The 23,620-nt window shown below is 61.6% G+C and carries 21 protein-coding genes and 1 pseudogene; 11 read left to right on the forward strand and 11 right to left on the reverse strand.

The annotated features are described in order from the left end of the window. Positions 1-2 precede the first annotated feature (2 nt). The 5 genes from AC5SEM_RS09300 to AC5SEM_RS09320 all read left to right on the forward strand — a co-directional run bounded on the left by AC5SEM_RS09300 (position 3) and on the right by AC5SEM_RS09320 (position 6,500). Complete coding sequence (locus tag AC5SEM_RS09300; protein ID WP_495472762.1) at positions 3-1,418, forward strand: Y-family DNA polymerase; 1,416 nt, start codon at positions 3-5, stop codon at positions 1,416-1,418. After that, positions 1,394-4,492, forward strand: a complete 3,099-nt coding sequence (locus tag AC5SEM_RS09305; protein ID WP_495472763.1) for an error-prone DNA polymerase — start codon at positions 1,394-1,396, stop codon at positions 4,490-4,492. The genes AC5SEM_RS09300 and AC5SEM_RS09305 overlap by 25 nt, the downstream gene beginning before the upstream one ends. Positions 4,493-4,757: 265 nt before the next feature. Continuing rightward, entirely contained in the window at positions 4,758-5,444 is a 687-nt protein-coding gene (locus AC5SEM_RS09310; RefSeq protein WP_161986630.1) for a CsgG/HfaB family protein, read from the forward strand. Between the two features lie 28 nt (positions 5,445-5,472). Further along, a complete protein-coding gene (locus tag AC5SEM_RS09315) occupies positions 5,473-5,844 on the forward strand; it encodes a DUF4810 domain-containing protein (RefSeq protein ID WP_077573180.1) in 372 nt (123 codons plus the stop codon). After that, complete coding sequence (locus AC5SEM_RS09320; protein WP_038368878.1) at positions 5,841-6,500, forward strand: DUF799 domain-containing protein; 660 nt, start codon at positions 5,841-5,843, stop codon at positions 6,498-6,500. The genes AC5SEM_RS09315 and AC5SEM_RS09320 overlap by 4 nt, the downstream gene beginning before the upstream one ends. Before the next feature lie 137 nt (positions 6,501-6,637). Here AC5SEM_RS09320 and AC5SEM_RS09325 read toward each other — a convergent pair. After that, positions 6,638-6,793, reverse strand: a pseudogene (locus AC5SEM_RS09325) (flavin reductase family protein); the annotation flags it as partial. 128 nt (positions 6,794-6,921) lie between these two features. On the opposite strand from AC5SEM_RS09325, the gene AC5SEM_RS09330 reads away from it, so the two are divergent. The 3 genes from AC5SEM_RS09330 (at position 6,922) to AC5SEM_RS09340 (ending at position 12,522) form a co-directional block, all read left to right on the forward strand. Beyond that, complete coding sequence (locus AC5SEM_RS09330; RefSeq protein WP_495472764.1) at positions 6,922-7,611, forward strand: GntR family transcriptional regulator; 690 nt, start codon at positions 6,922-6,924, stop codon at positions 7,609-7,611. Positions 7,612-7,745: 134 nt separating this feature from the next. Next, entirely contained in the window at positions 7,746-9,857 is a 2,112-nt protein-coding gene (locus AC5SEM_RS09335; protein ID WP_495472765.1) for a hybrid sensor histidine kinase/response regulator, read from the forward strand. 31 nt (positions 9,858-9,888) lie between these two features. Then, positions 9,889-12,522: an excinuclease ABC subunit UvrA gene (locus AC5SEM_RS09340; protein ID WP_495472766.1), complete on the forward strand. Its 2,634-nt coding sequence runs from the start codon at positions 9,889-9,891 to the stop codon at positions 12,520-12,522. A 55-nt stretch (positions 12,523-12,577) separates the two neighbouring features. Here the strand turns inward: AC5SEM_RS09340 and AC5SEM_RS09345 are convergent, their stop codons facing one another. Genes AC5SEM_RS09345 through AC5SEM_RS09370 form a run of 6 tightly spaced genes read right to left on the reverse strand, consistent with a single transcriptional unit; the run spans position 12,578 to position 18,005 of the window. After that, positions 12,578-14,521 carry a PAS domain-containing hybrid sensor histidine kinase/response regulator gene (locus tag AC5SEM_RS09345; protein ID WP_495472767.1) on the reverse strand — a complete coding sequence of 648 codons (1,944 nt, stop codon included), beginning with the start codon at positions 14,519-14,521 and terminating at the stop codon, positions 12,578-12,580. Then, positions 14,511-15,386 (reverse strand): sensor histidine kinase, encoded by an 876-nt coding sequence (locus AC5SEM_RS09350; protein WP_034155678.1) that lies wholly within the window; start codon positions 15,384-15,386, stop codon positions 14,511-14,513. The genes AC5SEM_RS09345 and AC5SEM_RS09350 overlap by 11 nt, the downstream gene beginning before the upstream one ends. Further along, positions 15,379-16,389: an ATP-binding protein gene (locus AC5SEM_RS09355; protein ID WP_495473456.1), complete on the reverse strand. Its 1,011-nt coding sequence runs from the start codon at positions 16,387-16,389 to the stop codon at positions 15,379-15,381. The genes AC5SEM_RS09350 and AC5SEM_RS09355 overlap by 8 nt, the downstream gene beginning before the upstream one ends. Next, complete coding sequence (locus AC5SEM_RS09360; protein WP_003225570.1) at positions 16,386-16,790, reverse strand: anti-sigma regulatory factor; 405 nt, start codon at positions 16,788-16,790, stop codon at positions 16,386-16,388. The genes AC5SEM_RS09355 and AC5SEM_RS09360 overlap by 4 nt, the downstream gene beginning before the upstream one ends. Further along, positions 16,787-17,149, reverse strand: coding sequence for an STAS domain-containing protein (locus AC5SEM_RS09365; RefSeq protein ID WP_007912539.1), 363 nt, complete (start codon positions 17,147-17,149; stop codon positions 16,787-16,789). The genes AC5SEM_RS09360 and AC5SEM_RS09365 overlap by 4 nt, the downstream gene beginning before the upstream one ends. Before the next feature lie 4 nt (positions 17,150-17,153). Next, complete coding sequence (locus AC5SEM_RS09370; protein WP_495472768.1) at positions 17,154-18,005, reverse strand: STAS domain-containing protein; 852 nt, start codon at positions 18,003-18,005, stop codon at positions 17,154-17,156. A 248-nt stretch (positions 18,006-18,253) separates the two neighbouring features. Here AC5SEM_RS09370 and AC5SEM_RS09375 point away from each other — a divergent pair, with 248 nt between their 5' ends. Continuing rightward, positions 18,254-18,517 (forward strand): hypothetical protein, encoded by a 264-nt coding sequence (locus AC5SEM_RS09375; protein ID WP_495472769.1) that lies wholly within the window; start codon positions 18,254-18,256, stop codon positions 18,515-18,517. Between the two features lie 398 nt (positions 18,518-18,915). Here AC5SEM_RS09375 and AC5SEM_RS09380 read toward each other — a convergent pair whose 3' ends face one another. Further along, complete coding sequence (locus AC5SEM_RS09380) at positions 18,916-19,437, reverse strand: DUF4142 domain-containing protein (protein WP_095047850.1); 522 nt, start codon at positions 19,435-19,437, stop codon at positions 18,916-18,918. A gap of 205 nt (positions 19,438-19,642) precedes the next feature. On the opposite strand from AC5SEM_RS09380, the gene AC5SEM_RS09385 reads away from it, so the two are divergent. Both AC5SEM_RS09385 and AC5SEM_RS09390 read left to right on the forward strand, forming a co-directional pair. Continuing rightward, the gene (locus AC5SEM_RS09385) at positions 19,643-19,885 is read left to right on the forward strand and encodes a DUF465 domain-containing protein (RefSeq protein WP_064387680.1); all 243 of its coding nucleotides are present in this window, start codon (positions 19,643-19,645) and stop codon (positions 19,883-19,885) included. 96 nt (positions 19,886-19,981) lie between these two features. Further along, positions 19,982-20,146, forward strand: a complete 165-nt coding sequence (locus tag AC5SEM_RS09390) for a hypothetical protein (protein ID WP_007912545.1) — start codon at positions 19,982-19,984, stop codon at positions 20,144-20,146. Between the two features lie 148 nt (positions 20,147-20,294). On the opposite strand, the gene AC5SEM_RS09395 is transcribed toward AC5SEM_RS09390, so the two are convergent. The 3 genes from AC5SEM_RS09395 to AC5SEM_RS09405 form a co-directional block, all read right to left on the reverse strand. Beyond that, positions 20,295-21,371 (reverse strand): SMP-30/gluconolactonase/LRE family protein, encoded by a 1,077-nt coding sequence (locus AC5SEM_RS09395; RefSeq protein WP_495472770.1) that lies wholly within the window; start codon positions 21,369-21,371, stop codon positions 20,295-20,297. Beyond that, positions 21,368-22,513, reverse strand: coding sequence for a sterol desaturase/SRPBCC family protein (locus AC5SEM_RS09400; RefSeq protein WP_495472771.1), 1,146 nt, complete (start codon positions 22,511-22,513; stop codon positions 21,368-21,370). The genes AC5SEM_RS09395 and AC5SEM_RS09400 overlap by 4 nt, the downstream gene beginning before the upstream one ends. Positions 22,514-22,623: 110 nt before the next feature. Beyond that, a complete protein-coding gene (locus AC5SEM_RS09405; protein WP_095121024.1) occupies positions 22,624-23,487 on the reverse strand; it encodes a LysR family transcriptional regulator in 864 nt (287 codons plus the stop codon). Positions 23,488-23,620 lie beyond the last annotated feature (133 nt).

The following is a 23,620-nucleotide window of genomic DNA, read 5'->3' on the forward strand; positions in this document are numbered from 1 at the left end:
CCATGCGCTGGGTGTGTATTCTGTTTCCGCAATTGGCCCTCGACGCCGTGCTGCGTCAGCGTCCCGATCCCGATGAGCCATTAGTGCTGCTCAACGGCCCGGCCCAGCGCCGGGTGTTGCAAGCGGTCAACCCGGCGGCGCGCAAGCTCGGGTTGCGCGCCGGCCAGTCGATGACCGCCGCCCAAGCGATGAGCAAAGGTTTTGCCACGGCGGATTACGAGGCCGCCGAGGTCGAGCACTGGCAGCAATTTCTCGCCGCGTGGGCCTACCGTTTCAGCGCGCAGGTCAGCGTGCATTATCCGCGCACCGTGGTGTTCGAGATCGAATCGAGCCTGGGTCTGTTCGGCTCCTGGGCGCAGTTCGAAGCACGACTGCGCCAGGAACTGACCGATCTGGGTTTCCGTCATCGCATCGTCGCCGCACCGAATCCGGTGGCGGCGCGGGTGCTGGCCAATGCTTACGACGGCTTGGTGGTGCCGGACGGCGAGGCCTTGCAGCATCACCTCGGTCAGTTACCGGTCGACCGTGTCGGTCTGGAGCCGAGCGTGGCCACGGCGTTGTCGCGTATGGGTCTGCGCACTCTCAATCAGGTGCAGAGCCTGCCGCGTCAGGCGCTGGCGCGGCGCTTTGAAGCGCAGATGCTCAAACACCTCGACACTCTGTTCGGTGCGCGGCCATTGGCGCTGGCGTTTTATTTGCCGCCGGATCGCTTCGATGTGCGCATCGAACTGAATTTCGACGTGCAGTCGCATCAGGCGCTGCTGTTTCCGTTACGGCGTTTGACCGGTGACCTGTCGGCGTTCCTCTGCGGGCGTGACAGCGGCGTGCAGCGTTTCGACCTGCATCTGGAACACGCCGGGCTGCCGGACAGCGTGATCAAGGTTGGTTTGCTCAGCGCTGAACGTGATCCGGCGATGCTTTTCGAACTGGCGCGCGGGCGGCTGGAGCAAGTACAGGTCGAGGCGCCCGTGCGTGGCTTTCGCCTGCGCGCCGAGGACCTGCCGAGCTTCGTGCCGCAGTTTCAGGAACTGTTCGACGACCGCCCGCAACAGACCTTGCCGTGGGAGCAGTTGCGCGAACGCCTGCGTGCACGCTTGGGCGATGACGCCGTGCAGGGGCTGCGTTTTCAGGCCGATCATCGCCCCGAGTGCGCATGGCAGCACGGTGTCGACAAACAACGCTGCGCAGGCTTGCCGAGCGTGCACCGTCCGGGCTGGTTGCTCGGCGAGCCGCAAAGTGTGGCAGAAGGTTCGGCGCGGATTCTCTTGGGTCCGGAACGTATCGAATCCGGCTGGTGGGACGGTGACGATGTGCGCCGCGATTATTACCTGATCCAGAACCGCGCCGGCCAACAGGGCTGGGCTTATCGCGCGGTGGGCGAGGGCGGTCCGTTGTGGCTGCAGGGCTGGTTTGCATGAATGACGGTTATGCCGAACTGCACTGCCTGTCGAACTTCAGTTTTCAGCGCGGTGCCTCCAGTGCGCTGGAACTGTTTCAGCGCGCAAAAAAGCACGGCTATCAGGCGCTGGCGATCACCGATGAGTGCACGCTGGCCGGGATCGTCCGCGCCTGGCAAGCGGCAAAATCGGTTGAGCTGCCGCTGATCATCGGCAGTGAAATTCGCATCGAAAATGGTCCGAAACTGGTGTTGTTGGTGGAGAACCTGGCGGGTTATCAGGCCTTGTGTGGTTTGATCACCCGCGCCCGACGGCGCACGCAGAAGGGCCAGTATCAGGTGCTGCGCGAGGACTTCGCCGAGCCGTTGCCGGGGTTGCTGGTGTTGTGGGTGCCGGATTCACTCGATGACGTGGAAGAGGGCCGTTGGTTGCAGCAGACCTTCGCCGAATGCCTGTGGTTGGCGGTGCAATTGCATCGCGGTCAAGACGATCAGCAACGGCTGGCGAGCTTGTTGAGTCTGGCCGCCGAGTTGCAGATTCCGGCAGTGGCCAGCGGCGATGTGCACATGCACGCCCGTGGTCGCCGCGCCTTGCAGGACACCATGACGGCGATCCGTCATCACGTGCCGGTGGCTGAGGCGGGGTTGCGTTTGCATCCCAATGGCGAGCGGCATTTGCGCAGTGTCGAGGTCGTGCGCGAGTTGTATCCGCAGGCCTTGCTGGATGAATCGGTGAAGCTGGCCCGACGCTGCACCTTTGATCTGGGCGAGTTGCGTTATCAATACCCGAAAGAATTGGTGCCTGAGGGGCACAGCGCCAGTTCCTGGCTGCGTCATCTGACCGAAGAAGGCATTGCTTGGCGCTGGCCCCAAGGCCCGCAAGCCAAAGTGCTCAAACAGATCGACGATGAATTGCAGCTGATCGCCGAACTCGGCTACGAAAGCTACTTCCTCACCGTACACGACGTGGTGCGTTTTGCCCGTGAGCAAAAAATCCTCTGTCAGGGTCGTGGCTCCGCGGCCAACTCGGCGGTGTGTTTTGCCTTGGGCATCACCGAGATCGACCCGGATCGCACCACGCTGCTGTTCGAGCGTTTCATGTCCAAGGAGCGCAATGAGCCGCCGGACATTGATGTCGACTTCGAGCACGAACGCCGCGAAGAAGTCCTGCAATACGTGTTTCGCCGTTATGGCCGTGGTCGCGCGGCGCTGACAGCGGTGGTCAGCACCTACCACGCTGCCGGCGCCGTACGCGATGTGGCCAAGGCTCTGGGCCTGCCGCCGGATCAGATCAATGCACTGGCCGATTGCTGCGGCCACTGGAGCGATGAAACCCCGCCGCTCGCGCGTTTGCTCGAAGGCGGCTTCGACCCGGACAGTCCGGTGCTGCGCCGGGTGTTGAGCTTGACCGGGCAACTGATCGGTTTTCCCCGGCACCTGTCGCAGCATCCCGGCGGCTTCGTGATTTCCGAGCAGCCGCTGGACACGCTGGTGCCGGTGGAGAACGCGGCGATGGCCGAGCGCACGATCATCCAGTGGGACAAGGACGACCTCGACGCAGTCGGCCTGCTCAAGGTGGATATCCTCGCCCTCGGCATGCTCAGCGCAATTCGCCGCTGTTTCGACCTGCTGCGCCGCCATCGCAATCTGGACTTGAGCCTGGCGACGATTCCGGCTGAAGACAAACCGACCTACGAGATGATCAGCCGCGCCGACACCATTGGCGTGTTCCAGATCGAGTCGCGGGCGCAAATGTCGATGCTGCCGCGCCTGAAACCGGCGAAGTTCTATGACCTGGTGATTGAAGTGGCCATTGTCCGCCCGGGGCCGATTCAGGGCGGGATGGTCCATCCGTATCTGCGTCGCCGGAACAAGGAAGAAAAAGAAACCTATCCGTCGCCGGAGCTGGAAGTGGTGCTCAAACGCACCCTCGGCGTGCCGCTGTTTCAGGAACAGGTGATGCAGATCGCCATCGTCGCTGCTGATTACAGCCCCGGTGAGGCCGATCAATTACGTCGCTCGATGGCCGCGTGGAAACGCCACGGCGGACTGGAACCGCACAAGGAACGCCTCGCCGCCGGCATGAAAAAGAACGGTTACACGCCGGAGTTCGCCGCGCAGATTTTCGAGCAGATAAAAGGCTTCGGCAGCTACGGTTTTCCCGAATCCCACGCCGCCAGTTTCGCCTTGCTGACTTACGCCAGTTGCTGGCTCAAGTGCCACGAACCGGCGGCCTTCGCCTGTGCGTTGATCAACAGTTGGCCGATGGGTTTCTACAGTCCGGATCAGATTCTCCAGGATGCGCGTCGCCATCAGTTGCAGATCCGCCCGGTCGACGTACGCGCCAGTGACTGGGATTGCAGTCTGGAAACCACCACGGCGGCGCAACCGGCGATTCGTATGGGTCTGCGCATGATCAAGGGCTTTCGCGAGGAAGATGCCCGGCGCATCGAAGCGGCGCGGGCGCGTGGGGCATTTGCCGATGTCGCCGATCTGGGCGAGCGGGCGGTGCTCGACAGTCGGGCGCAGGCGTTGCTGGCCGATTCCGGGGCGTTGCGCGGCTTGGCCGGACATCGGCATCGGGCGCGCTGGGAAGTCGCCGGGGTGCAGAAACAGCTGGGCCTGTTTGCCGGGTTGCCGAGTCAGGAGGAGGCCGAGGTGATGCTGCCCAAACCCAGCGTTGGCGAGGATCTGCATGCCGATTACAGCACCGTCGGCACCACGTTGGGGCCGCATCCGTTGGCGCTGTTGCGCGGTGAACTCAAAGCCCGGCGTTGTCGCAGTTCGCAGGAATTGCTCGACGTCGAACACGGTCGGCCGGTGAGCGTCGCCGGGCTGGTGACGGGGCGCCAACGACCGGGCACCGCCAGCGGTGTGACGTTCGTAACCCTGGAAGACGAATTCGGCAACGTCAACGTGGTGGTCTGGCGCGATCTGGCCGAGCGTCAGCGGCAAGTGCTGGTCGGTTCGCAATTGCTCAAGGTCGATGGCCGCTGGGAGCGCGAAGGCGAAGTGCGCCACCTGATCGCTGGCCGGCTGAGCGACCTCAGCCCACTGCTCAATGGCATCCGCGTGCAGAGCCGCGATTTCCACTGATCCCAGCCAAACACAAAACCCCTGTAGGAGTGAGCCTGCTCGCGATAGCGGTGTGTCAGACAACATCACCGTGAATGACACACCGCTATCGCGAGCAGGCTCACTCCTACAGGGTTTTGTATGCGCTCAAGACAGCCAATTCATTGGCGTCAAAAAACTCTGTCACGAATGATGGCACTTTGTCATAATGCCGCCCCTTTTCAGCTCCCGCCGCGCATTGCCGCGCCGGGACATCCCCGTTTTTCAAAAGGAATACTCAGTGAGAATGATCTCCCGGATGCTGGTCTCAGGCGTCGCGATTGCTGTGCTCGGCACGATTGCCGGCACGCTCGCCGGTTGCGCCACCGAAAGCTCCCGTGCATTGCCGGTGGCCAAGGTTGAAAGCGCCACACAAGTCTGGACCGGCGTTCGCGTGCCAATGGCCGTGGGCAAGTTCGACAACCGCTCCAGCTACATGCGCGGGATCTTCTCTGACGGCGTCGACCGTCTCGGCGGTCAGGCCAAGACCATTCTCATCACTCACTTGCAGCAGACCAACCGCTTCAGCGTGCTGGACCGCGACAACATGGGTGAAATCCAGCAGGAAGCCGCGATCAAGGGCCAGGCCCAACGCTTGAAAGGCGCTGATTACGTGGTCACCGGTGACGTCACCGAATTCGGCCGCAAAGAGACCGGCGATCACCAGTTGTTCGGCATTCTCGGTCGTGGCAAGACTCAAGTGGCTTACGCCAAGGTCAACCTGAACATCGTCAATATCAGCACTTCCGAAGTGGTCTATTCGACTCAGGGCGCCGGCGAATACGCCTTGTCCAACCGCGAAATCATCGGCTTCGGCGGCACCGCTGCCTACGACTCGACCCTCAACGGCAAAGTACTGGATCTGGCCATGCGCGAGGCGATCAATCGTCTGGTTGATGGCATGAACGCCGGTGCCTGGAAACCGGGCAACTGATCGACGCCCATTGCAAGGAGCAACACCCATGACTCTGACTTTGTCGCGCTCGCTGATGGCGCTGACGCTGGCCGCCAGCGCCTTGCTGACCGGTTGTGCCCCCGGCCCGCAAACCCTGTACCAATGGGAAGGCTACGAACCCCAGGTCTACGAATACTTCAAAGGCGAAGAGCCAAAGGAAGCCCAGGCCGAAGCGCTGGAACGTGACCTGCAGAAAATCCGCTCCACCGGCAAAGCCGTACCGCCGGGCTACCATGCGCACCTTGGCCTGCTCTATCTGAGCATGGGCAAGGACGATCAGATGGTGCAGCAGTTCAACACCGAGAAAACCCTGTTCCCCGAGTCCGGCACGTACATGGACTTTCTGCTCAAGAACGCCAAGAGCGGAGACGCGAAATGATTGCGCGTACCTTGAAACTGCTGGCCGCCGGTCTGGCCCTGACTGTGCTGGGTGGCTGCGTTGCGCCCAAGACCGTGGATTACTCGGCCTACAAACAGGCGCGGCCGAAGACCATTCTGGTGCTGCCACCGCTGAACACTTCGCCGGACGTGAAGGCGTCGTACAGCCTGTTGTCGCAGGTGACGTTCCCGTTGGCGGAAGCCGGTTATTACGTGCTGCCGATTACGCTGGTTGACGAGACGTTCCGCCAGAATGGCCTGACCACCCCGGACGATATCCATCAGGCACCGGCAAACAAACTGAGGGACATCTTCGGTGCGGACGCGGCGCTGTACATCACCGTGACCGAATACGGCACGCGCTACATGGTGATCAGCAGCGAAACTGCGGTCACCGCGACGGCAAAACTGGTTGACCTGAAAAGCGGCACGACGCTGTGGACCGGTTCGGCGCGGGCGTCAAGCGAAGAGGGCGGCAACAACGGCGGTGGCGGTCTGATCGGCATGCTGATCACGGCGGCTGTGAAGCAGGTCATCAACAGCGCCACCGATGCCGGCTACCCGATCGCCGGCGTCGCGAGCAACCGTCTGCTCTCGGCCGGACACCGGGCAGGCCTGCTGTACGGCCCACGCTCGCCGAAGTACGGCACGGACTGAATTATCAGCTGCGGCAAAAACCCCCTGTAGGAGTGAGCCTGCTCGCGATAGCGGTGTGTCAGACAACACATCGACACCTGACACACCGCTATCGCGAGCAGGCTCACTCCTACAGGGGAGTGCTTTTCCCTGCTGGGTTATTTGGCGGTGGGCCAAAACCGCTCGCCACCGCCCGGCGCTTCCGGCCACGCTTGCAACGAGCGGGTCGGCAGATCGGAGTAATCGCGGGTTCGCGCATAGCCATGGCCACCCATGCGCCCGATCGCATCCAGGCCCAATTGACCGATGTTCAGCGCCATCCTCCGTCGGTATGCAATATATGAATGCAATTTGCCAAGGCCCGGATTAACCTGCGTCTGCCGCCCTTTTCCATGGCCAGGCATCGCCGGGGCTGGTTGCCTGACGCTAAAGGAGTGTTCGAATGACCGAGAAGAAACCGGAAACCACGGTCGACCGCGTCTACCAAGGGGTTTACGAGGCGATCAGCAAGCGCTCGTTGCGCCCGGGAATGAAACTGGGCGAGGCCTCGTTGGCCGAGTTATTCAATGTCAGCCGCACGTCGGTGCGCGCGGCATTGAAGCAATTGGAGGCCGATGGGCTGGTCACCACCGAGCCCAATAAAGGGGCATCGGTATCGCTGCCGAGCAATGAAGAGCTTCGCTCGCTGTTTGAAACCCGCCGGCTGATCGAGATCGGCATCGTCACCGAACTGTGCCGGCGCAAGGACGGCGCGGCGATGCAGGATCTGCGCGAGCACCTGCTGCTGGAAGATGAAGCCCACGCGGCGGGCGATCATGAACGCTTGATTCACCTGCTCGGCGCGTTCCATATCAAACTGGCGCGCAGCCTGAACAATCCGGTGTTGCTCGACTGGTTCCAGAAGCTGATCTCCCGCGCCTCGCTATACGCCGCCGCGCTGGACGACGACAGCCATGAAGTCTGCCGCGACAACGAACACCTGCGCCTGATCGAGTACATCGAAGCCGGCAATCAGAGCGCCGCCATCGAGCTGACCTGCACGCATCTCAACGGTATCGAGAAGGCCATTCTCGACGTCGCCGCGAAAATGAAAACTGGCTACCATCCGCTCAAACACCTGATCGGGGTGTAGGTTCCGGGCAGGGATTAAATCGGCTATACCTCATATGAAACCAATACGACTGCAGACGCTCGAAACAGACGGGCGTCGCGTCGTTATGGCGTCGCGATTTATCGGGCAATCACCACAGGACACTGAGTCAGTCGATGCAGTTTTTATCCGATAGCCATGGTTGTGACGGCTGGAAAGGCGAGATGGCCGGGCGCATCTGTGCGTTCGACTGGGGCCCTACTGAACTGGGTCCGCTGGACACCTGGCCCGCCAGCCTGTGCAGCGCCGTGCAATTGATGTTGGCCTCGCCGCTGCCGATGGTCATGCTCTGGGGCCGTCTCGGCTACATGATCTACAACGACGCCTATTCGATATTCGCGGGCGGTCGCCATCCGTACCTGCTCGGTTCACCGGTTGAGCTGGGTTGGCCAGAGGTCGCCGAGTTCAATCGACATGTGGTCGACACTTGCCTGGCGGGCGGCACCTTGTCTTTTCGCAATAAAGAACTGGTGCTGTTGCGTGATGGCGTCCCCGAAGACGTCTGGATGGACCTGTATTACAGCCCCGTCGCCAACGATGACGGCGTGCCGGCCGGGGTCATGGCAATGGTGGTGGAAACCACTGAATTCGTGCACTCCGAACGCCGGCGTCAGGAAGCCGAAAGTGCTTACCGCGCCGACAACGAACGGGTGCGTCTGGCGCTGAATGCCGGTGCCTTGCTTGGCTCGTTTGTCTGGGATGTGAAAAACAACACGTTGTCGGCAGACGAACGATTCGCCCGTACGTTCTCGTATCCGCCGGATCATGACCTGAGCAATCTCGCCCAAGACGTTGCCGAGTCGCGTATCCATCCCGATGACCACGCTTGGGTACAAGAGCGTGTCGCCCATTCCGTGCAGACCGGCGAGCCGTATAACGCCGAATATCGCGTCCGGCGCAGTGACGGCAGTTATCTGTGGGTGCTGGCCAGTGGCGGGTGCGAGTTTGACGAACACGGCAAACCGTTGCGCTTCCCCGGCGTACTGATCGACATTCATGAACGCAAGATTGCTGAAGAATCCCTGCTCAAATTTACCCGCAACCTCGAACAGCGCGTGGGCGAAGAGGTCGAGGCGCGGTTGGTGGCGGAAGAGCAGTTGCGCCAATCACAGAAGCTCGAAGCCATTGGCGGTCTCACCGGCGGCGTGGCTCACGACTTCAATAATCTGCTGCAAGTGATCGCCGGCAATCTGCATCTGCTCGCCCGCCACGAACCGAACAACGCCAACGTGCAGCGCCGGGTCAGCGCGTCGCTGGCGGCGGTCGAACGCGGTGCCAAGCTGTCCTCGCAGTTGCTCGCGTTTGCCCGGCGCCAGCCGTTGTCGCCGGCGGTGTGCAACCCGCAGCAGATTTTCGAAGGCGTTGGCGAATTGCTGCAACGGGCGCTGGGCGAAACCATTCAGATCGACGTGCAGTTGCCGCAGCAACCGTGGCACATCAACGTCGACCGCAATCAACTGGAAAATGCCATTCTCAACCTGGCGATCAACGCCCGTGATGCGATGAAGGGCGAGGGCACCATTGCGCTCAGCGCTGCCAATGTGCGACTCGAACGCGAGTTCTGTGCCGGTAAAGGCATCGTTCCCGGCGAATTTGTCCGCGTTGCGGTCAGTGACACCGGCGCGGGTATCCCGCCAGAGATCCTCGAGCAAGTATTCGAACCGTTTTTCACCACCAAGGCCGATGGCCAGGGCACCGGGCTGGGCCTGAGCATGGTGTTCGGCTTCGTCAAGCAGAGCGGCGGGCATGTCGAGATCACCAGCGCTTTGGGCGAGGGCACGCGGGTGCAGTTGTACTTCCCGCGCAGCCTGCGCCCGATGCTTGATGAGGCGCCCAATCTGCAAAGGCAGCAGAGCGGCGGCCACGAGACGATTCTGGTGGTCGAGGACAACGACGCCGTGCGTACTTCGGCGGTGGAATTGTTGCGCGAGGAGGGCTATCGCGTGTTGACCGCCGGCCACGGCGATGCGGCCATGCAAATGCTCCTCGAAGGTGTCGAGGTCGACCTGATTTTCACCGACGTGGTCATGCCGGGGCTGATCAAAAGCTCCGACCTGTTCGCCTGGGCCAAGGTGCAGACGCCGCCGGTGGCGGTGCTGTTCACCTCCGGGCACACCCGCGACATCATTTCGCGCAATCACCAGTTGAGCCCTGACACCCATTTGCTGAGCAAACCGTATAGCCCGGAAGCCATGTTGCAGATGATTCGGGTGGTGCTCGGTAGCTGAGCGTTGAACATTCCTTCACCAAGGCAGGTCGATGACTTCCAAACGCACCTCCAAAGCACCCACCGGCATGGTCCGGGTGCGCGGCGCCCGTGAACACAACCTGAAGAACGTCGATGTCGACATTCCTCGCGACGCGCTGGTGGTGTTCACCGGCGTGTCCGGTTCGGGCAAATCCTCGTTGGCCTTCTCGACCTTGTATGCCGAAGCCCAGCGCCGCTACTTCGAATCAGTGGCGCCGTATGCGCGACGGTTGATCGATCAGGTCGGCGTGCCGGATGTCGACTCCATCGAAGGCTTGCCGCCGGCCGTGGCCCTGCAACAGCAGCGCGGCACGCCGAGTACGCGCTCGTCGGTGGGCAGTGTGACGACGTTGTCGAGCCTGATCCGCATGCTTTATTCCCGCGCCGGCAGTTATCCGTCGGGGCAACCGATGTTGTATGCCGAGGACTTCTCGCCGAACACCCCGCAAGGCGCGTGCCCGGAGTGCCATGGCTTGGGGCGGGTGTATGAAGTCACCGAGGCGCTGATGGTGCCGGACCCGAACCTGACCATCCGCCAGCGCGCCGTGGCGTCCTGGCCGCTGGCTTGGCAGGGCCAGAACCTGCGCGACATCCTCGTGACCATGGGCATCGACGTCGACATCCCGTGGAAAAAGCTGCCGAAAAAGCAACGCGAGTGGATTCTCTTCACCGAAGAAACCCCGACCGTGCCGGTGTACGCCGGGCTGACCCCGGAAGAAACCCGCGTCGCCCTCAAACGCAAAATGGAGCCGAGTTATCAGGGCACCTTCACCGGCGCCCGCCGCTACATCCTGCACACCTTTACCCATTCGCAAAGTGCGCTGATGAAGAAGCGCGTTTCACAGTTCATGCTCGGCAGCCCTTGCCCGTTATGCGACGGCAAACGCCTCAAGCGTGAAGCGTTGTCGGTGACGTTTGCCGGGTATGACATCGGTGAGCTGTCGCAGATGCCTTTACTGCAAGTGGCCGAAGTATTACGGCCGGTGGCGGCGGCCAGTTACCTCGAACACGCAGAAGAAACCGGCGAGACCTTGAGCCACGCGCAAACCCGCGAGGCCCGTCAACAACGCGTGGCCCATGGTGCCAGCGGCCACGGCAGCGCGCCGGATGTGCGCCACACGCCAAATCTGTCGCTGGAAAAACGCCTGGCGGCGCAGCGTATTGCCGAGGATCTGCTGGAGCGGGTCAGCACCCTGACCGATCTGGGCCTCGGTTATCTGGCGCTGGAGCGCAGCACGCCAACCTTGTCGTCCGGTGAGCTGCAACGCTTGCGCCTGGCGACGCAACTGGGTTCGCAATTGTTCGGGGTGATCTACGTGCTCGACGAACCTTCCGCCGGTTTGCACCCGGCCGACGGCGAGGCGTTGTTCGAGGCCTTGCAGCGCTTGAAGGCTGACGGCAATACGCTGTTTGTGGTCGAACACGACGTGGAAACCATGCGCCGTGCTGACTGGCTGATCGACGTCGGCCCGGCGGCGGGCGAGCAGGGTGGGCAGGTGCTGTACAGCGGCCCGCCCGCCGGTCTTGCGGAGATCGAAGCGTCGCAGACGCGCGCCTACCTGTTTGCCGAAACACAGCGCCAGGCACGCACCGCGCGCAAACCGACGGCGTGGCTGAAACTCGAGGGCATCACCCGTAACAACCTGAACAATCTCAGCGCCGAATTTCCGCTGGGCTGCTTTACCTCGGTAACCGGCGTTTCCGGCTCCGGCAAGTCGAGTCTGGTCAGTCAGGCCTTGCTGGAACTGGTCGGCGCACAATTGGGCCGTCCCACGCTGGACAGTGAACCGGAAGAACTCAGCCTCGAAGATGACGCCCCGCAGGTCAGCAGCGGTCAGGTTACGTCCGGGCTGGAGTCGATCAAGCGACTGGTGCAGGTCGACCAGAAACCCATCGGCCGCACGCCACGCTCCAACCTGGCGACCTACACCGGGTTGTTCGACAATGTGCGCAAGCTCTACGCCGCGACCGACGCTGCGCGGGCCGCAGGTTATGACGCCGGGCAGTTTTCCTTCAACGTCGCCAAGGGCCGTTGCGCCACCTGCGAAGGTGAGGGGTTTGTCAGTGTTGAATTGTTGTTCATGCCCAGTGTGTATGCGCCGTGCCCGACCTGCCATGGCGCACGCTATAACCCGCAGACGCTGGCGATTCTCTGGGAGGGCCTGAGCATTGCGCAGGTGCTGCAATTGACCGTCGAGGAAGCGGTGACGGTGTTTGCCGGGCAACCGGGGATTCGTCGGTCACTGGAGGTGCTGCGCGATATTGGCCTGGGTTATCTGCGCCTCGGGCAACCGGCCACGGAACTGTCCGGCGGCGAAGCGCAGCGGATCAAACTGGCCACCGAGTTGCAGCGCAACCAGCGCGGCGCGACCTTGTATGTGCTCGATGAACCGACCACCGGGTTGCATCCGCGTGATGTCGACCGGCTGCTGGAACAGCTGGATACGCTGGTGACGGCGGGGCACACGGTGATTGTGGTCGAACACGAAATGCGCGTGGTGGCGCAAAGTGACTGGGTGATCGACATCGGCCCGGGGGCGGGGGATCAGGGCGGCAGGATTGTCGCTGCGGGCACACCGCAGAAGGTTGCGGCGAGCAAGAAGAGCCGGACGGCGCCGTTTCTGGCCCGGGCATTGAACCGATAGGTGGGTTGGCAGGCCTGACGTCTTCGTCGGAACGCCGCCCGGAGCAAGCGGTTGATCAGGCACCATCAAGGGTGCGGCGGACCTTGTCGAGCAGTTCGCTGATCTGGAACGGCTTGACCAGCATGTCCATGCCACTGCCCAGAAACACCTGGCGATTGATCGCTGTCTCCGCATACCCGGTCATGAACAGGATCGGCAGCCCCTCACGCCAGCCCCGCGCCACATCCGCCAATTCACGTCCACTCATGCGCGGCAGGCCCACGTCGGTCAGCAACAGGTTGATCGACGGATCATTCTGCAGGCGTTCCAGCGCTGTCTCGATATCCGCCGCCTGGGTGCAGCGATAACCGGCGTCTTCCAGTACTTCAGTGACAAACATGCGCACCGACGGCATGTCCTCGACAATCAGCACATGCTCACCGCTGCCTTGCGGATCGACCACCGGCGCGGGGATGTCGGCGCCTGTCGGGTCAGTGGTGGCCGGCAACATGATGGTCACTTCGGTGCCACGCCGCGCAACGCTGCGGATGTGCGCATCGCCGCCCGACTGACGGGCAAAACCATAGATTGTCGACAGTCCCAGCCCGGTGCCCTGGCCCAACGGTTTGGTGGTGAAAAACGGATCGAAGACCTTGTCGATGACGTTGTGCTCGATCCCTGTGCCGTCGTCACGCACCGACAGCGCCACGTAAGCGCCATCGGCCAGATTCGGGTCGCCATGGGAGTAAGCGGCGTACGTGCTGACCCAGATATTGCCGCCCACCGGCAGCGCATCGCGGGCGTTGATCACCAGATTCAGAACCGCACTTTCCAGTTGCACCGGGTCGACCAGGGCGATCGCCGGTTTGTTGGTCAGCTCAAGCTTGAGGCTGATGCGTTCACCGATGGTGCGCATCAGCAGTTCTTCCAGCGAACGTACGTGCTCGTTGATGTCCACCGGCCGCGTGTCCAAAGGCTGCTGGCGGGCAAAGGCCAGCAGGCGGTGGGTGAGCGACGCCGCGCTCATCGCCGAATTCAGCGCCGCTTCGCTATAAAACTGCACCTTGTCCAGGCGCTCGTCGGCGACCCGTTTCTGAATCAACTCCAGGCTGGTGATGATGCCGGTCAGCAGGTTGTTGAAGTCGTGAGCAATACCGCCCGTGAGCTTGCCCAGCGCATCCATTTTCTGCACTTGCAGCAACTGCGCCTCGGCGCGCACGCGTTCGGCGGTTTCCTTGGCCAGTTGCGTGGTGGTGTCGTCGAGGCGCGCCAGATGCGAGCGTTCGCGGTGGCGGTGCTCGGTAACGTCTTCGACGAAGACCAGACTCAGTTCGGGCGTGCGGTACGGGGAAATCTGCCATTCGGTCTCGCGAATCTCACCCTGCACACGCATGTTCAGCGTGCCTTTCCAGCGCTCGCCATCGACCAGACGCAGGCGCAGTTCATTGAGGATGGCGCTCTGGTCCTCGGCGAAGCATTCACGCAGGGCCAGTGGGTCTTGATTGTCGAGAATCAGTTGGGCGAAGGCATGGTTGCACTCATGCACCTTGAGGCTGGCATCGAGCACCGCGATCGGCGCCGACACATTGGCGAAAATCTCGCGAAACCGCGCCTCGCTTTCGCGCAGGGCATTTTCCGTGTCGCGCACCCGTAGCAACGTGCGCAGGGTGGCCAGCAGCACGTCGGGGTCGACCGGGTGAATCAGGTAGGCATCGGCGCCGGCGTTGAGGCCGGTGATGATATCGCCGGTCTGGATCGACGCCGCCGACACATGAATCACCGGCAGCAGCGCGGTGCGGCTGTCCGCGCGCAGAATCCGTACGATGTCGAAGCCGCTCATGTCCGGCAGATTGACGTCGAGGATCAACGCATCGAGCGCTTCACTGTCGATCAGCGCCAGCCCCTCGCCACCGGTGCCGGCCTCCAGCACCTCATAGCCGTGACGCTCCAGCCGTCGGCGCAAGGCGTAGCGGGTGGCGACGTTGTCGTCGACGATCAACAGGCGGATGTCACGTTTCATCGACGTTCTCCAGAGCGATCGCCAGCGGAATGATCACGTAGAAGGTCGAGCCGACCCCCGGCGCACTGTCCATCCCGACTTCACCGCCGAGCAGCGCGGCGAAGCGTTTACACAGTGACAGGCCCAGCCCGGTACCGCGCAGGCGTTTCTGCAACGGCGAGTCGACCTGGGAAAAGTCTTCGAACAATGCGCCATGCAGCTCGGCAGCGATACCTATTCCGGTGTCGCTGACGGCAAAGCGCACCTTGTCCGCCCCTTCGAGCCGCGCGGAAACCCGCACTTCGCCACGGGTGGTGAATTTCAGCGAGTTGGAAATGAAATTGCGCAGGATCTGCGCGAGTTTCTTGTCGTCGGTGTACAGGCGTGGCAAACCGACCGGTTCTTCGAAGATCAGATCGACCGCCGAGGCGTCGACGATCGGCCGAAACATCCCGCGCAGGGCGGAGAACAGGTCGAACATGTCGAACCACGCCGGGGAAATGCTGATGCGTCCGGCCTCGATCTTGGCCAGATCGAGCAGATCATCGACCATGTCGCTGAGTTCGCGCGCCGCCGTGCTGACGAAGGCCACTTGTTTGTGTTGCTCGGGACTGAGCGGGCCGTCGAGTTCATCGGCCAGCAGGCTGTTGATGCTCAGGATCGAACCCAGCGGCGTGCGGAATTCATGGCTCATGTACGACAGGAAACGGCTTTTCAGATCCGAGGCCTGGCGCAGTTCCTCAGCCTGTACATCGAGTTCGGCGTACAGCGCCAGCACGCCCTGATTGGTTTCATCGAGTTCTTCGCGCAGGGCCGCGGTTTCGCTCTGCAACTGCGCAATCAGCGCAGCCTGCTCGGCACTGCTCAGGATCGGCGACTCAGCCATGGGCGGCCTCCAGGGCAACGACCAGCACCGTTACATCGTCGCGCCCGCGACAGAAGTCGCGGTGCAGGACGCCGGCTATCACGGCGGGATGGCGGTGCACCAGACCGGGGTAGTCTTGAAGATTCCAACGGGACTGCAAGCCGTCGCTGTACATGATCAATAGATGTCCGTTCACGTGAGCATAGTCAAAGGGCCGGGCTTTCCTGTATTGCACGCCGACGATGCCCGGGTGCGAGGCGAGGCCACGGGATTTGTCGGCGTTGATCAGGCTGGCGCCGATGTTGCCGACACCGGCAAAGGTCAGGCTGTCGCGCCGCGCATCGAACCGGGCGAACGCGACAGCGCCGCCGCGAGTACCGATCATGTCGCGGTGCATGTCTTCCATCAGCATCACTGGCTCGGAAAAGGGTGTCAGGGCGAAGGTTTGCGCTCCGGCGCGGCCGGCGCGTTCGGCGTCTTCACCGTGACCGAGGCCGTCGATGATCAGCGCGCTGATGCTGCCGCTGTCATACGCCAGGTGCCAGACATCGCCGCACGCCGGATCGTTGTGCAACGAGTGCTGGCTGACCCCAAAACGCATGTCTGGCTCGCGATCCGTGCGTGGATAAAATCGGGCCAATAACACCGCGCCACGGGCATCGGCGTACACATCAAACACTTCGGCCTGGCGTGATATCGAGCCGAGGCCGATGCCTTGGGTACCGCCAGTAGAAAACCCGTCGGCCAGACAGGCCTCCAGATCAAACCCCTGCGCACGGTCAATGGCGAGCAATTCAATGCCAAAACCATTGGCGCGCGGCAGCACCCGCAGGTGCATTTCACCGTGGCTGGCGTGCTTGAGCACGTTGCTCGCCAGTTCCGTGGCGACCAGCGCCACGCGTCCGGCATCGCGTTCGTCAAAGCCATGACGTTCGGCCAGTTGTTGCGCCGTGCGCCGGGCGTGGCCGATCTGGCTGCTGTCCTCGATCAGTAAAACCTGGGTCATCGACCCGCTGATATTCATGTCCATCGGGTAATCGTTATGCGAGTGCCCTTGCCGGGCTCGGTGTCCAGTTCGAACTCTTCGACCAGGCGTTTTGCCCCGGTCAGGCCCAGGCCCATGCCGCTGCCGGAGGTCCAGCCGTCGGTCATCGCCAGTTTGATATCGGCAATGCCCGGGCCTTCGTCGCGGAAGGTCAAGCGCAGACCGACCTTGTGATCCTCATCGAGGATCTGCCAGTCCATGTCGCCGCCGCCACCGTAAACCATGGTGTTACGCGCCAGTTCGCTGACCGCTGTGACCATTTTGGTCAGGTCGATCAGGCGCATCCCGCATTCGGTGGCCAGTTTGCGGGCGGTCTGGCGCGCGAGCACGACATCCTGCTCGATGTGGATGGGTTGAGTACCGCTGCTGCGTACGGTCATTGCCGGTCTACTCGTTCCTGCAGCAGTTTCATCCCGCGCTCGACATTCAGTGCCGTGCTGACACCGGGCAGGGTCAGGCCGAGTTCGACCAGGGTGATCGCCACGGCCGGCTGCATGCCGACCAGCATGGTTTCGGCGTCCATGATTTTCGACAGGCCGGAGATCGTGCTGATCATCCGGCCAATGAACGAGTCGACCATGTCCAGCGCCGAGATGTCGATCAACACCCCGCGCGCCGAAGTTTTGCTGATGCGCTCGGACAAGTCGTCCTGCAAGGTGAGGGCGAGTTGGTCATGCATGTCGACCTGAATGGTCACCAGCAGGAACTTGCCCATTTGAAGAATCGGAATTCTTTCCATGGGTTCAGACCGCTTTGCCGATGCTGATGCCCAGGCGGGTCAGGGCCAGTTTCAACGCATCCGCCAGATTGGCTTTGGTGACCACGCCTTGCAGGTCGAGGCCGAGGTGAACGATGGTTTGCGCAATTTGCGGGCGCACGCCGCTGATGATGCAGTCGGCGCCCATCAGGCGGATCGCGGTCACGGTTTTCAGCAGGTGCTGGGCAACCAGGGTGTCGACGGTCGGTACGCCGGTAATGTCGATGATGGCGATTTCCGAGCCGGTGTCGACGATGCGCTGCAGCAGCGATTCCATCACCACTTGCGTGCGCTGCGAGTCGAGGGTGCCGATCATCGGTAGCGCCAGGACGCCGTCCCACAGCTTGACCACCGGGGTCGACAGCTCCAGCAGTTCTTCCTGTTGACGCTTGATCACCGCTTCGCGGGATTTCTGAAAGGTGCGGATGGTGTGCATGCCGAACGCGTCCAGCAGTTCGGACACTTCCCAGAGTTGTTCGGCGAGCAGCGCCGGCTGGTCGTGGTAATGGTTCTGGAGCAGGTTAAACAGCGGGCCTTTGAGGGCGAAGATGAAACTCGCGGTCTGCTGCGAATCCTGGCCGAGCAGGGCGCGGCTGTGGGAGAGCTTTTCGAGGAACTGGCGGGTGGCTTCCCAACCCGGTGCGGCGATGTTGGTGCCGTTGTCGTTCTCGATGCCACTGACCACCAGTTGCAGGAATTCGGTGGTTTGTTGCTGCAGATCGTGATCTTTCAGATTGCGCGTGGCGCCGCTGGCTTGCAGGCCATTGATCCATTCGCCCAGCAGTTGTGCTTGTTTGTTTTTCATCGCATCGAGTGTGCTGTTCTGCAGTGCTGCCATGTGCCTGTTGCTCCGTCGCGAATTGGGGGGCGGTCGTGAAAATGATCGCCGCGAAGTGATCGACATTTGCCGTTCGAAATAGTTGTTCGTTCGCGCACGTATATTTTTGCTCTGGCGCAAGGAACGTCCCGGTAACTCTAGTCGGCGTGGCCGGGCGCGGCGAAGTTTTGAACGTTGGCGCGGGGCAGGCTTCGAATCTTTGACACCCGGCGGATGTGCGCCGGGGGTGTTTGACCAACGAGGTGGCCATGAACGAGCAAACGAAGCAGAGCCAATCTGGCGAACCGATCAATCGCAATGATCCGGCGATCGACCCGCAGGTGCCGGGGCAACTAGCGCCGACGCAGCAGCAGGGCGAGGATGGTCAGGCGCAGAGTGGCGATCCGGCGGTGGATCAGAAGAACAGGCATACGGACAACGACAACGAGTTCAGCCCGGGCTTCGAACCGCAGCCGGATCGGGCGAAACCGGGGGAGGAGACGGATGCCGATATTGATACGGATGGGGGTTGATTTCGGCGGATATGACAAGGCCGCATCTATTGGATGCGGTCTTTTTTTCGCTGGAGTCTGGTGGTGTGGCTGAGATCGATCCCCCTCACCCCAACCCTCTCCCCCAGGAGGGAGAGGGGGAAGGGAGCCGATCTCGGTGCTTTTCAAAAATCAGGTTCAACTCGAGATTTCAAGTCGGTGTAACTTGAACATCCAACCCGCCCGAATCCCTCTCCTCAGAGGGGGAAAGGGAGCTGATCTCAGTGCCTTTCAAAAGCTCAGTTCAACTTGAGATTTCATATGGGCGGCTGTTCAGAGCCTGAGTTCGACGCAAGACTTTCAGGTCGGCGTAACTTGAACATCCACCTCGGTCGGCTCCCTCTCCCTCCGGGAGAGGGCTGGGGTGAGGGTAAGGCTTTTTACTTGCTCGGATGTTTGGCCTGCAGTTCTTTAGCGGCGGCGAGGTGTTTTTCCAGCGCCGGCAGCATTTTCTGCGCAAACGCTTTCAGTTCAGTCGCGCCTTTGACCTTGTCATCGGTCACGGTATTGGCTTGCTTCTTGAACAGCTCAATAGTCTCTTCGTGCGCCTTCACCTGATTGTTGGCGTACGCCGCGTCGAAAGATTCATCACGCACTTCAAGGATTTTTTCCTTGGCCTGCTTGACCAATGTTGTTGTGTCCGGGACTTCGATATCGTTGGCCTTGGCAATAGTCGCCAGCTCATCATTGGCCTTGCCATGGTCGGTGATCATCATATTGGCAAACGCCTTGATATCAGCCGATTGGCTCTTTTCCAAGGCCAGACGACTGGTTTCGATTTCGGCAATGCCACCGGCCGCAGCGTTATCGACAAAGTCATTGTCAGTCGCAGCAAACGCGCTGCCCATGCCGCTGCTCAAAGCGACAGCCAAAACCAGATGACGCAGGTTGAATCCGTCCATTGGTGTATCTCCACGCAGTTATTGTTGGTGTTAACCAATGGAGGCAATGCGGTGAATAAAGGTTTGATCGCATTTGCGACAGGGCGACGAACGGGCACCGCTGGTCTGACAGGTGGTCGACAGAACCCTTCAACCGAGGCCATTCTGATAACTGGCCAGCGCAATCGGTCGCGCTGGCCAGCCGATCAACTGACGGAGGTGTTCCATGCCGGTTCCCCATGACCTGTTTCAGGACTTGAGTTGCACGAAGGAAGAGATCCAGCAAAAACGCACCCAGGATCCACGATTGGATTCACTGATCAACAAGTATTCCCAAGCCGACGCCGATGTGGTCAAAGCCGAAACGGCCACTTCAGATGCCCCCACCGATGACGCATTGAAAAAGCTCAAAGAGAAACGCCTGAAGGTCAAAGACGAAATCGTCAGCCATTTGCAGGCTCCGTCCTGATCCGCCGACCTGCGGTCGCGGATTGACGGGAACGACAGCCACGAGCGGCACCTCGAATGTACAGAGTCTTCCATCCGACTCATTGCGAGGTGCCTTATGAACGATCCCAAATTCCCCAGTGAAGAGCAGGGCGCATTCGACCCGGTTCCCACGCATCCCGAACCCAACAGCCCGGCGCATACCACGGCCAATCCCGAAGAGCCGGATGAGGATCTGCCTGAAGACGAAGATCCGGACAAGTTCGACAAGTCCAGCAACTGACAGACCGCCTGCGTCGGAACGCCGGCCGGAGCAGGCTCGCTCCCACAGTAGATATCTGTTGGCCACAAATGCTGTGACCAGCAAATAACCCTGTGGGAGCGAGCCTGCTCGCGAAGACTTCAGCCCCTTCACCACAAAACTTTCAGGCTCACTTCAGGGCCGCATCCAACGGCATCCGCGCCATATGTGTGGCCTTCAACGAGCCAAAATACAACCACGCCCCATACTCACGCACCGTGGTAATCGGCGAATAATTGCCACTGCTCGCGTCCTGCAAATTGGCAATCACCTTGCCCTCCAGATCCAGCCCCAGCACAAACCCGCGCTTCTCCACCGGCTTAGGCAAAACCGTCAACGCCCGCACGATCATCTTGCGCACGAACGGATGCCCGGCGGTGCCATCAAGCAGAGTATTGCGCGGCGCGTACAACGCCACCCAGAACCGGTTACTGCCATTGAACGCGAGGTTATCCGGCAGCCCCGGCAGGTTGTCGATAAACACATCGTGAGTGCCGGCTTTCGACCCGGTCAGCCAGTAACGGCTGATGCGATAAGCGCCGGTTTCATTGACCAGCACATAGGCGTCGTCGGGGCCGAGGGTCACGCCGTTGGCGAACTGCAGTTTGTCCAGCAGCACACTGGTTTTACCGCTCTGAAAGTCGTAGCGCAGCAGACGTCCGTCACCGCCGTGCTCGATGATTGCCTCGCCGTCATGGCCATAACCCCAGCGACTGGAAGCATCACTGAAATAGGCGTAGTGCCCGGACTTGTCGATGGCCACGTCATCGGTGAAACCGAACGCCAGACCATTGGCCTCCGTGGTCAAAGGGATCAACTGACCTTGCGCATCAAGGGACAGCAAACCCTTCACCCCGTCGGCAATCACCAGCAAGCCGTTCGGGTGCCGGGCCAGGCCCAGCGGACGGCCACCGGTGTCGGCGAGTACTTTGCGTTGCTGGCCGTCGAGGCTGGTACGGATCAGTCGGCCGTCGTGCAGCCCGGTGATCAGGAAATCACTCTCCAGCAGCAAGGCTTCCGGCCCTTCGATGTCGCTCGGCCCGACCTGCGCTGCGGCTTTGAGTTTCTGATTCTCGGCGTAAATGCCTTCTGTCAGCGAAGGTGCTGGAGGCGGCGTCCAGGCCACGGGTTCGACTTTGGTCGGCATCAACAATAAAAACGCGATGACGATGAGGATCAGCAGCAACAACAGATGCCGTAGCTTCACGCGCTGGCCCTCGCCGAGGCCAGGTACTGGGCGGCCATGTCGCGCAGCGCCAGCATCGATGCGGCGGATTCGCGCTCGATGCGGCGTTTCAGCAGCAGGTGATTGGCGATGCGCATGCCCAGACCGCCGAAGCGATAATCCAGCGTGCGCACAAATCGCGTGCCGCTGCCTTCCGCGCTGCATTCATAGGTCAGCAGCAGCGATAAGCCATGATCGCCCTGCGCCCGCGCGCACCAGCGTCGGCCGGGCAAATACTCGGTGACTTCCCAGCTCAAATGGCCTTCGCGGCCGCCGGCATGAATGTCCTCTTCAAAGCGCGCGCCGGCGTGCAACGGGCCGTGTGGGCCGTCGATTTTCAGCGACGAGGGGTGCCACTCCGGCCAGCGCCCGACACTGGCGGCATAGGCAAGTACGGCAATCGGGTCGCCAGCGATATCAATGCTGTGCTGCATGCGGGTCATGGGCATTTTCGAATGGCTCAAAGGGGTGGTTTCCGGCTCCCGGTAAAGGGTACCGAACAGGTAGTCCATCAGCGGCAGGACGATGTTGAAATTGCGCTCCTGCATGCGCTCGCGGCGGTGATGCAACTCGTGCAGGCGGCGCATCTGGCGGATCCATGGCAGGCGTGCCAGAGGGTTGTCTGCCGGCAAATGCTCGCAGGCATGGAACACTTCGTAAGTCAGATAACCCAGCACCATGCAACCGCCGAACAACCCGGCAACGTTGGCGTTTACCTGTGCCAATAGCCACCACAACGGTACGGTGATCACTAGCGTATGAAGCACAATCAGCCAGGCGGGGAACAGAATCACCCGCCAGTCACGCGCACTGTCGTAGGTCATATGGCCGGGGGTGAAGAAGCTGTGATGATCGCCGGCATGCCGGGCGTAGAACATTTTCGCGAAGGCTTTTTTGTGGTGGCCGAGATGGCGATGGACCATGTACACGCCGAAATTGAACAGCAGCAGGGTCAACGGCACCGTCAGCCATTCCAGCAGGCTGACCTGCCGCACGCTGCCCCAGAACGCAGCGATGGCCAGCACGCCGAACAGCAGCACGAAGGCACCGTGCAGCCACGGGTTGTACAGCGGGTGAATGGCCGCGCGGTAGCGGCTGCGAAATGCCTCGGTGGTCTGCCTCACTGCATCACCTGCGGGATTGTTGTTATACCCGGCAGATTAGCCGATCCGGCCGTTTGTGCAGGCCGGACCTCGGTGTCACATGTGCCATGCTCCGGTACGAAGCTGCCGCTTCAGCTCAGCGGGTTCCAGCGTTGCGACCAGTCGTCATCGGTGCGGATCACTTCGCGCAGTAGATGGAAGGCTTGTTGCAGCGTTGCCGAATCGCGGTCGCGTGAGTAGACCAGGTAAGTCGGGTAGCCGAATTCCGGGGCTTTGGTCACTGCTTCCAGGGCGCCGCTTTCCAGATACGTGCGTACCACACGGGTGCGGAAGTAGCCGCTGCCACCGTGTTCGAGAATGTATTGCAGGGCCAGTGGGCCGAGGTTGAAACTCAGCGCCGCTTTGGCTTTTTCCGGCAGGGCGGCGTCATGCTGGCGGCGGAAGTCCGGGCCCCAGTCGATGTAGACGTAGGGATCGGGGCGCTCGGGCGCGCGCACCAGAATCAGTTTTTCTTCCAGCACTTGCTCGACCTGCAAGCCCGGCCAGTATTCCGGCTGATAGACCAGCGCCGCGTCGAGCACACCCAGTTCGAGCTGGCGCAGCAGGTTTTCGCCGTCGCGGATTTCCATGCGCAGGGCATGCCCGGGAATCTTTTCGCGCAGCTCCGCCGCCCAACTGAGCATCAACGGGTTGCACAGGCTGACTTCGCCACCGATGTGCAGCACGTTGTGATAACCCTCGGGCAGCGGCAGATCGCGGCGCGCGGCTTCCCAGGTCTGCACCAGTTGATTGGCGTAGACCACGAAGGCCTCGCCATTGGGCGTCAGTTTGGCCCCGGCGCGGTTGCGCACGAACAGTGTGCTGCCCAGCTGACTTTCGAGTTTCTGCACCCGGGCGGTGATCGCCGTTTGCGTGACGAACAGCTTCTGCGCGGCCGCGGCGAGGCTGCCGTGGCGGACGATTTCCAGGAAGGTGCGAGCGAGATCGATGTCCATGGGCGGGCCGGTGTTTGAGGTGTCGGGCATTGTAAAGGCAAAAGCCCCTCATCGGATCGCCGCCCGCCTAACCCTCTCCCGGAGGGAGAGGGGACTGATTGGGGGATATTGAAGAAATGCACCGACTTGAACG

This window comes from Pseudomonas sp. CH61 (assembly GCF_059429415.1).

Excerpts from the sequence above, each read along its gene's own strand:
- AC5SEM_RS09310 (WP_161986630.1), top strand. The coding sequence starts at position 4,758 with ATGATCTCCCGGATGCTGGTCTCAGGCGTCGCGATTGCTGTGCTCGGC.
- AC5SEM_RS09405 (WP_095121024.1), bottom strand. The coding sequence starts at position 23,487 with ATGGACATCGATCTCGCTCGCACCTTCCTGGAAATCGTCCGCCACGGC.
- AC5SEM_RS09385 (WP_064387680.1), top strand. The coding sequence starts at position 19,643 with ATGCCGGTTCCCCATGACCTGTTTCAGGACTTGAGTTGCACGAAGGAA.
- AC5SEM_RS09345 (WP_495472767.1), bottom strand. The coding sequence starts at position 14,521 with ATGAAACGTGACATCCGCCTGTTGATCGTCGACGACAACGTCGCCACC.
- AC5SEM_RS09340 (WP_495472766.1), top strand. The coding sequence starts at position 9,889 with ATGACTTCCAAACGCACCTCCAAAGCACCCACCGGCATGGTCCGGGTG.
- AC5SEM_RS09360 (WP_003225570.1), bottom strand. The coding sequence starts at position 16,790 with ATGACCGTACGCAGCAGCGGTACTCAACCCATCCACATCGAGCAGGAT.
- AC5SEM_RS09350 (WP_034155678.1), bottom strand. The coding sequence starts at position 15,386 with ATGGCTGAGTCGCCGATCCTGAGCAGTGCCGAGCAGGCTGCGCTGATT.
- AC5SEM_RS09365 (WP_007912539.1), bottom strand. The coding sequence starts at position 17,149 with ATGGAAAGAATTCCGATTCTTCAAATGGGCAAGTTCCTGCTGGTGACC.
- AC5SEM_RS09335 (WP_495472765.1), top strand. The coding sequence starts at position 7,746 with ATGCAGTTTTTATCCGATAGCCATGGTTGTGACGGCTGGAAAGGCGAG.
- AC5SEM_RS09390 (WP_007912545.1), top strand. The coding sequence starts at position 19,982 with ATGAACGATCCCAAATTCCCCAGTGAAGAGCAGGGCGCATTCGACCCG.
- AC5SEM_RS09330 (WP_495472764.1), top strand. The coding sequence starts at position 6,922 with ATGACCGAGAAGAAACCGGAAACCACGGTCGACCGCGTCTACCAAGGG.
- AC5SEM_RS09300 (WP_495472762.1), top strand. The coding sequence starts at position 3 with ATGCGCTGGGTGTGTATTCTGTTTCCGCAATTGGCCCTCGACGCCGTG.
- AC5SEM_RS09355 (WP_495473456.1), bottom strand. The coding sequence starts at position 16,389 with ATGAATATCAGCGGGTCGATGACCCAGGTTTTACTGATCGAGGACAGC.
- AC5SEM_RS09375 (WP_495472769.1), top strand. The coding sequence starts at position 18,254 with ATGAACGAGCAAACGAAGCAGAGCCAATCTGGCGAACCGATCAATCGC.
- AC5SEM_RS09320 (WP_038368878.1), top strand. The coding sequence starts at position 5,841 with ATGATTGCGCGTACCTTGAAACTGCTGGCCGCCGGTCTGGCCCTGACT.
- AC5SEM_RS09315 (WP_077573180.1), top strand. The coding sequence starts at position 5,473 with ATGACTCTGACTTTGTCGCGCTCGCTGATGGCGCTGACGCTGGCCGCC.
- AC5SEM_RS09370 (WP_495472768.1), bottom strand. The coding sequence starts at position 18,005 with ATGGCAGCACTGCAGAACAGCACACTCGATGCGATGAAAAACAAACAA.
- AC5SEM_RS09380 (WP_095047850.1), bottom strand. The coding sequence starts at position 19,437 with ATGGACGGATTCAACCTGCGTCATCTGGTTTTGGCTGTCGCTTTGAGC.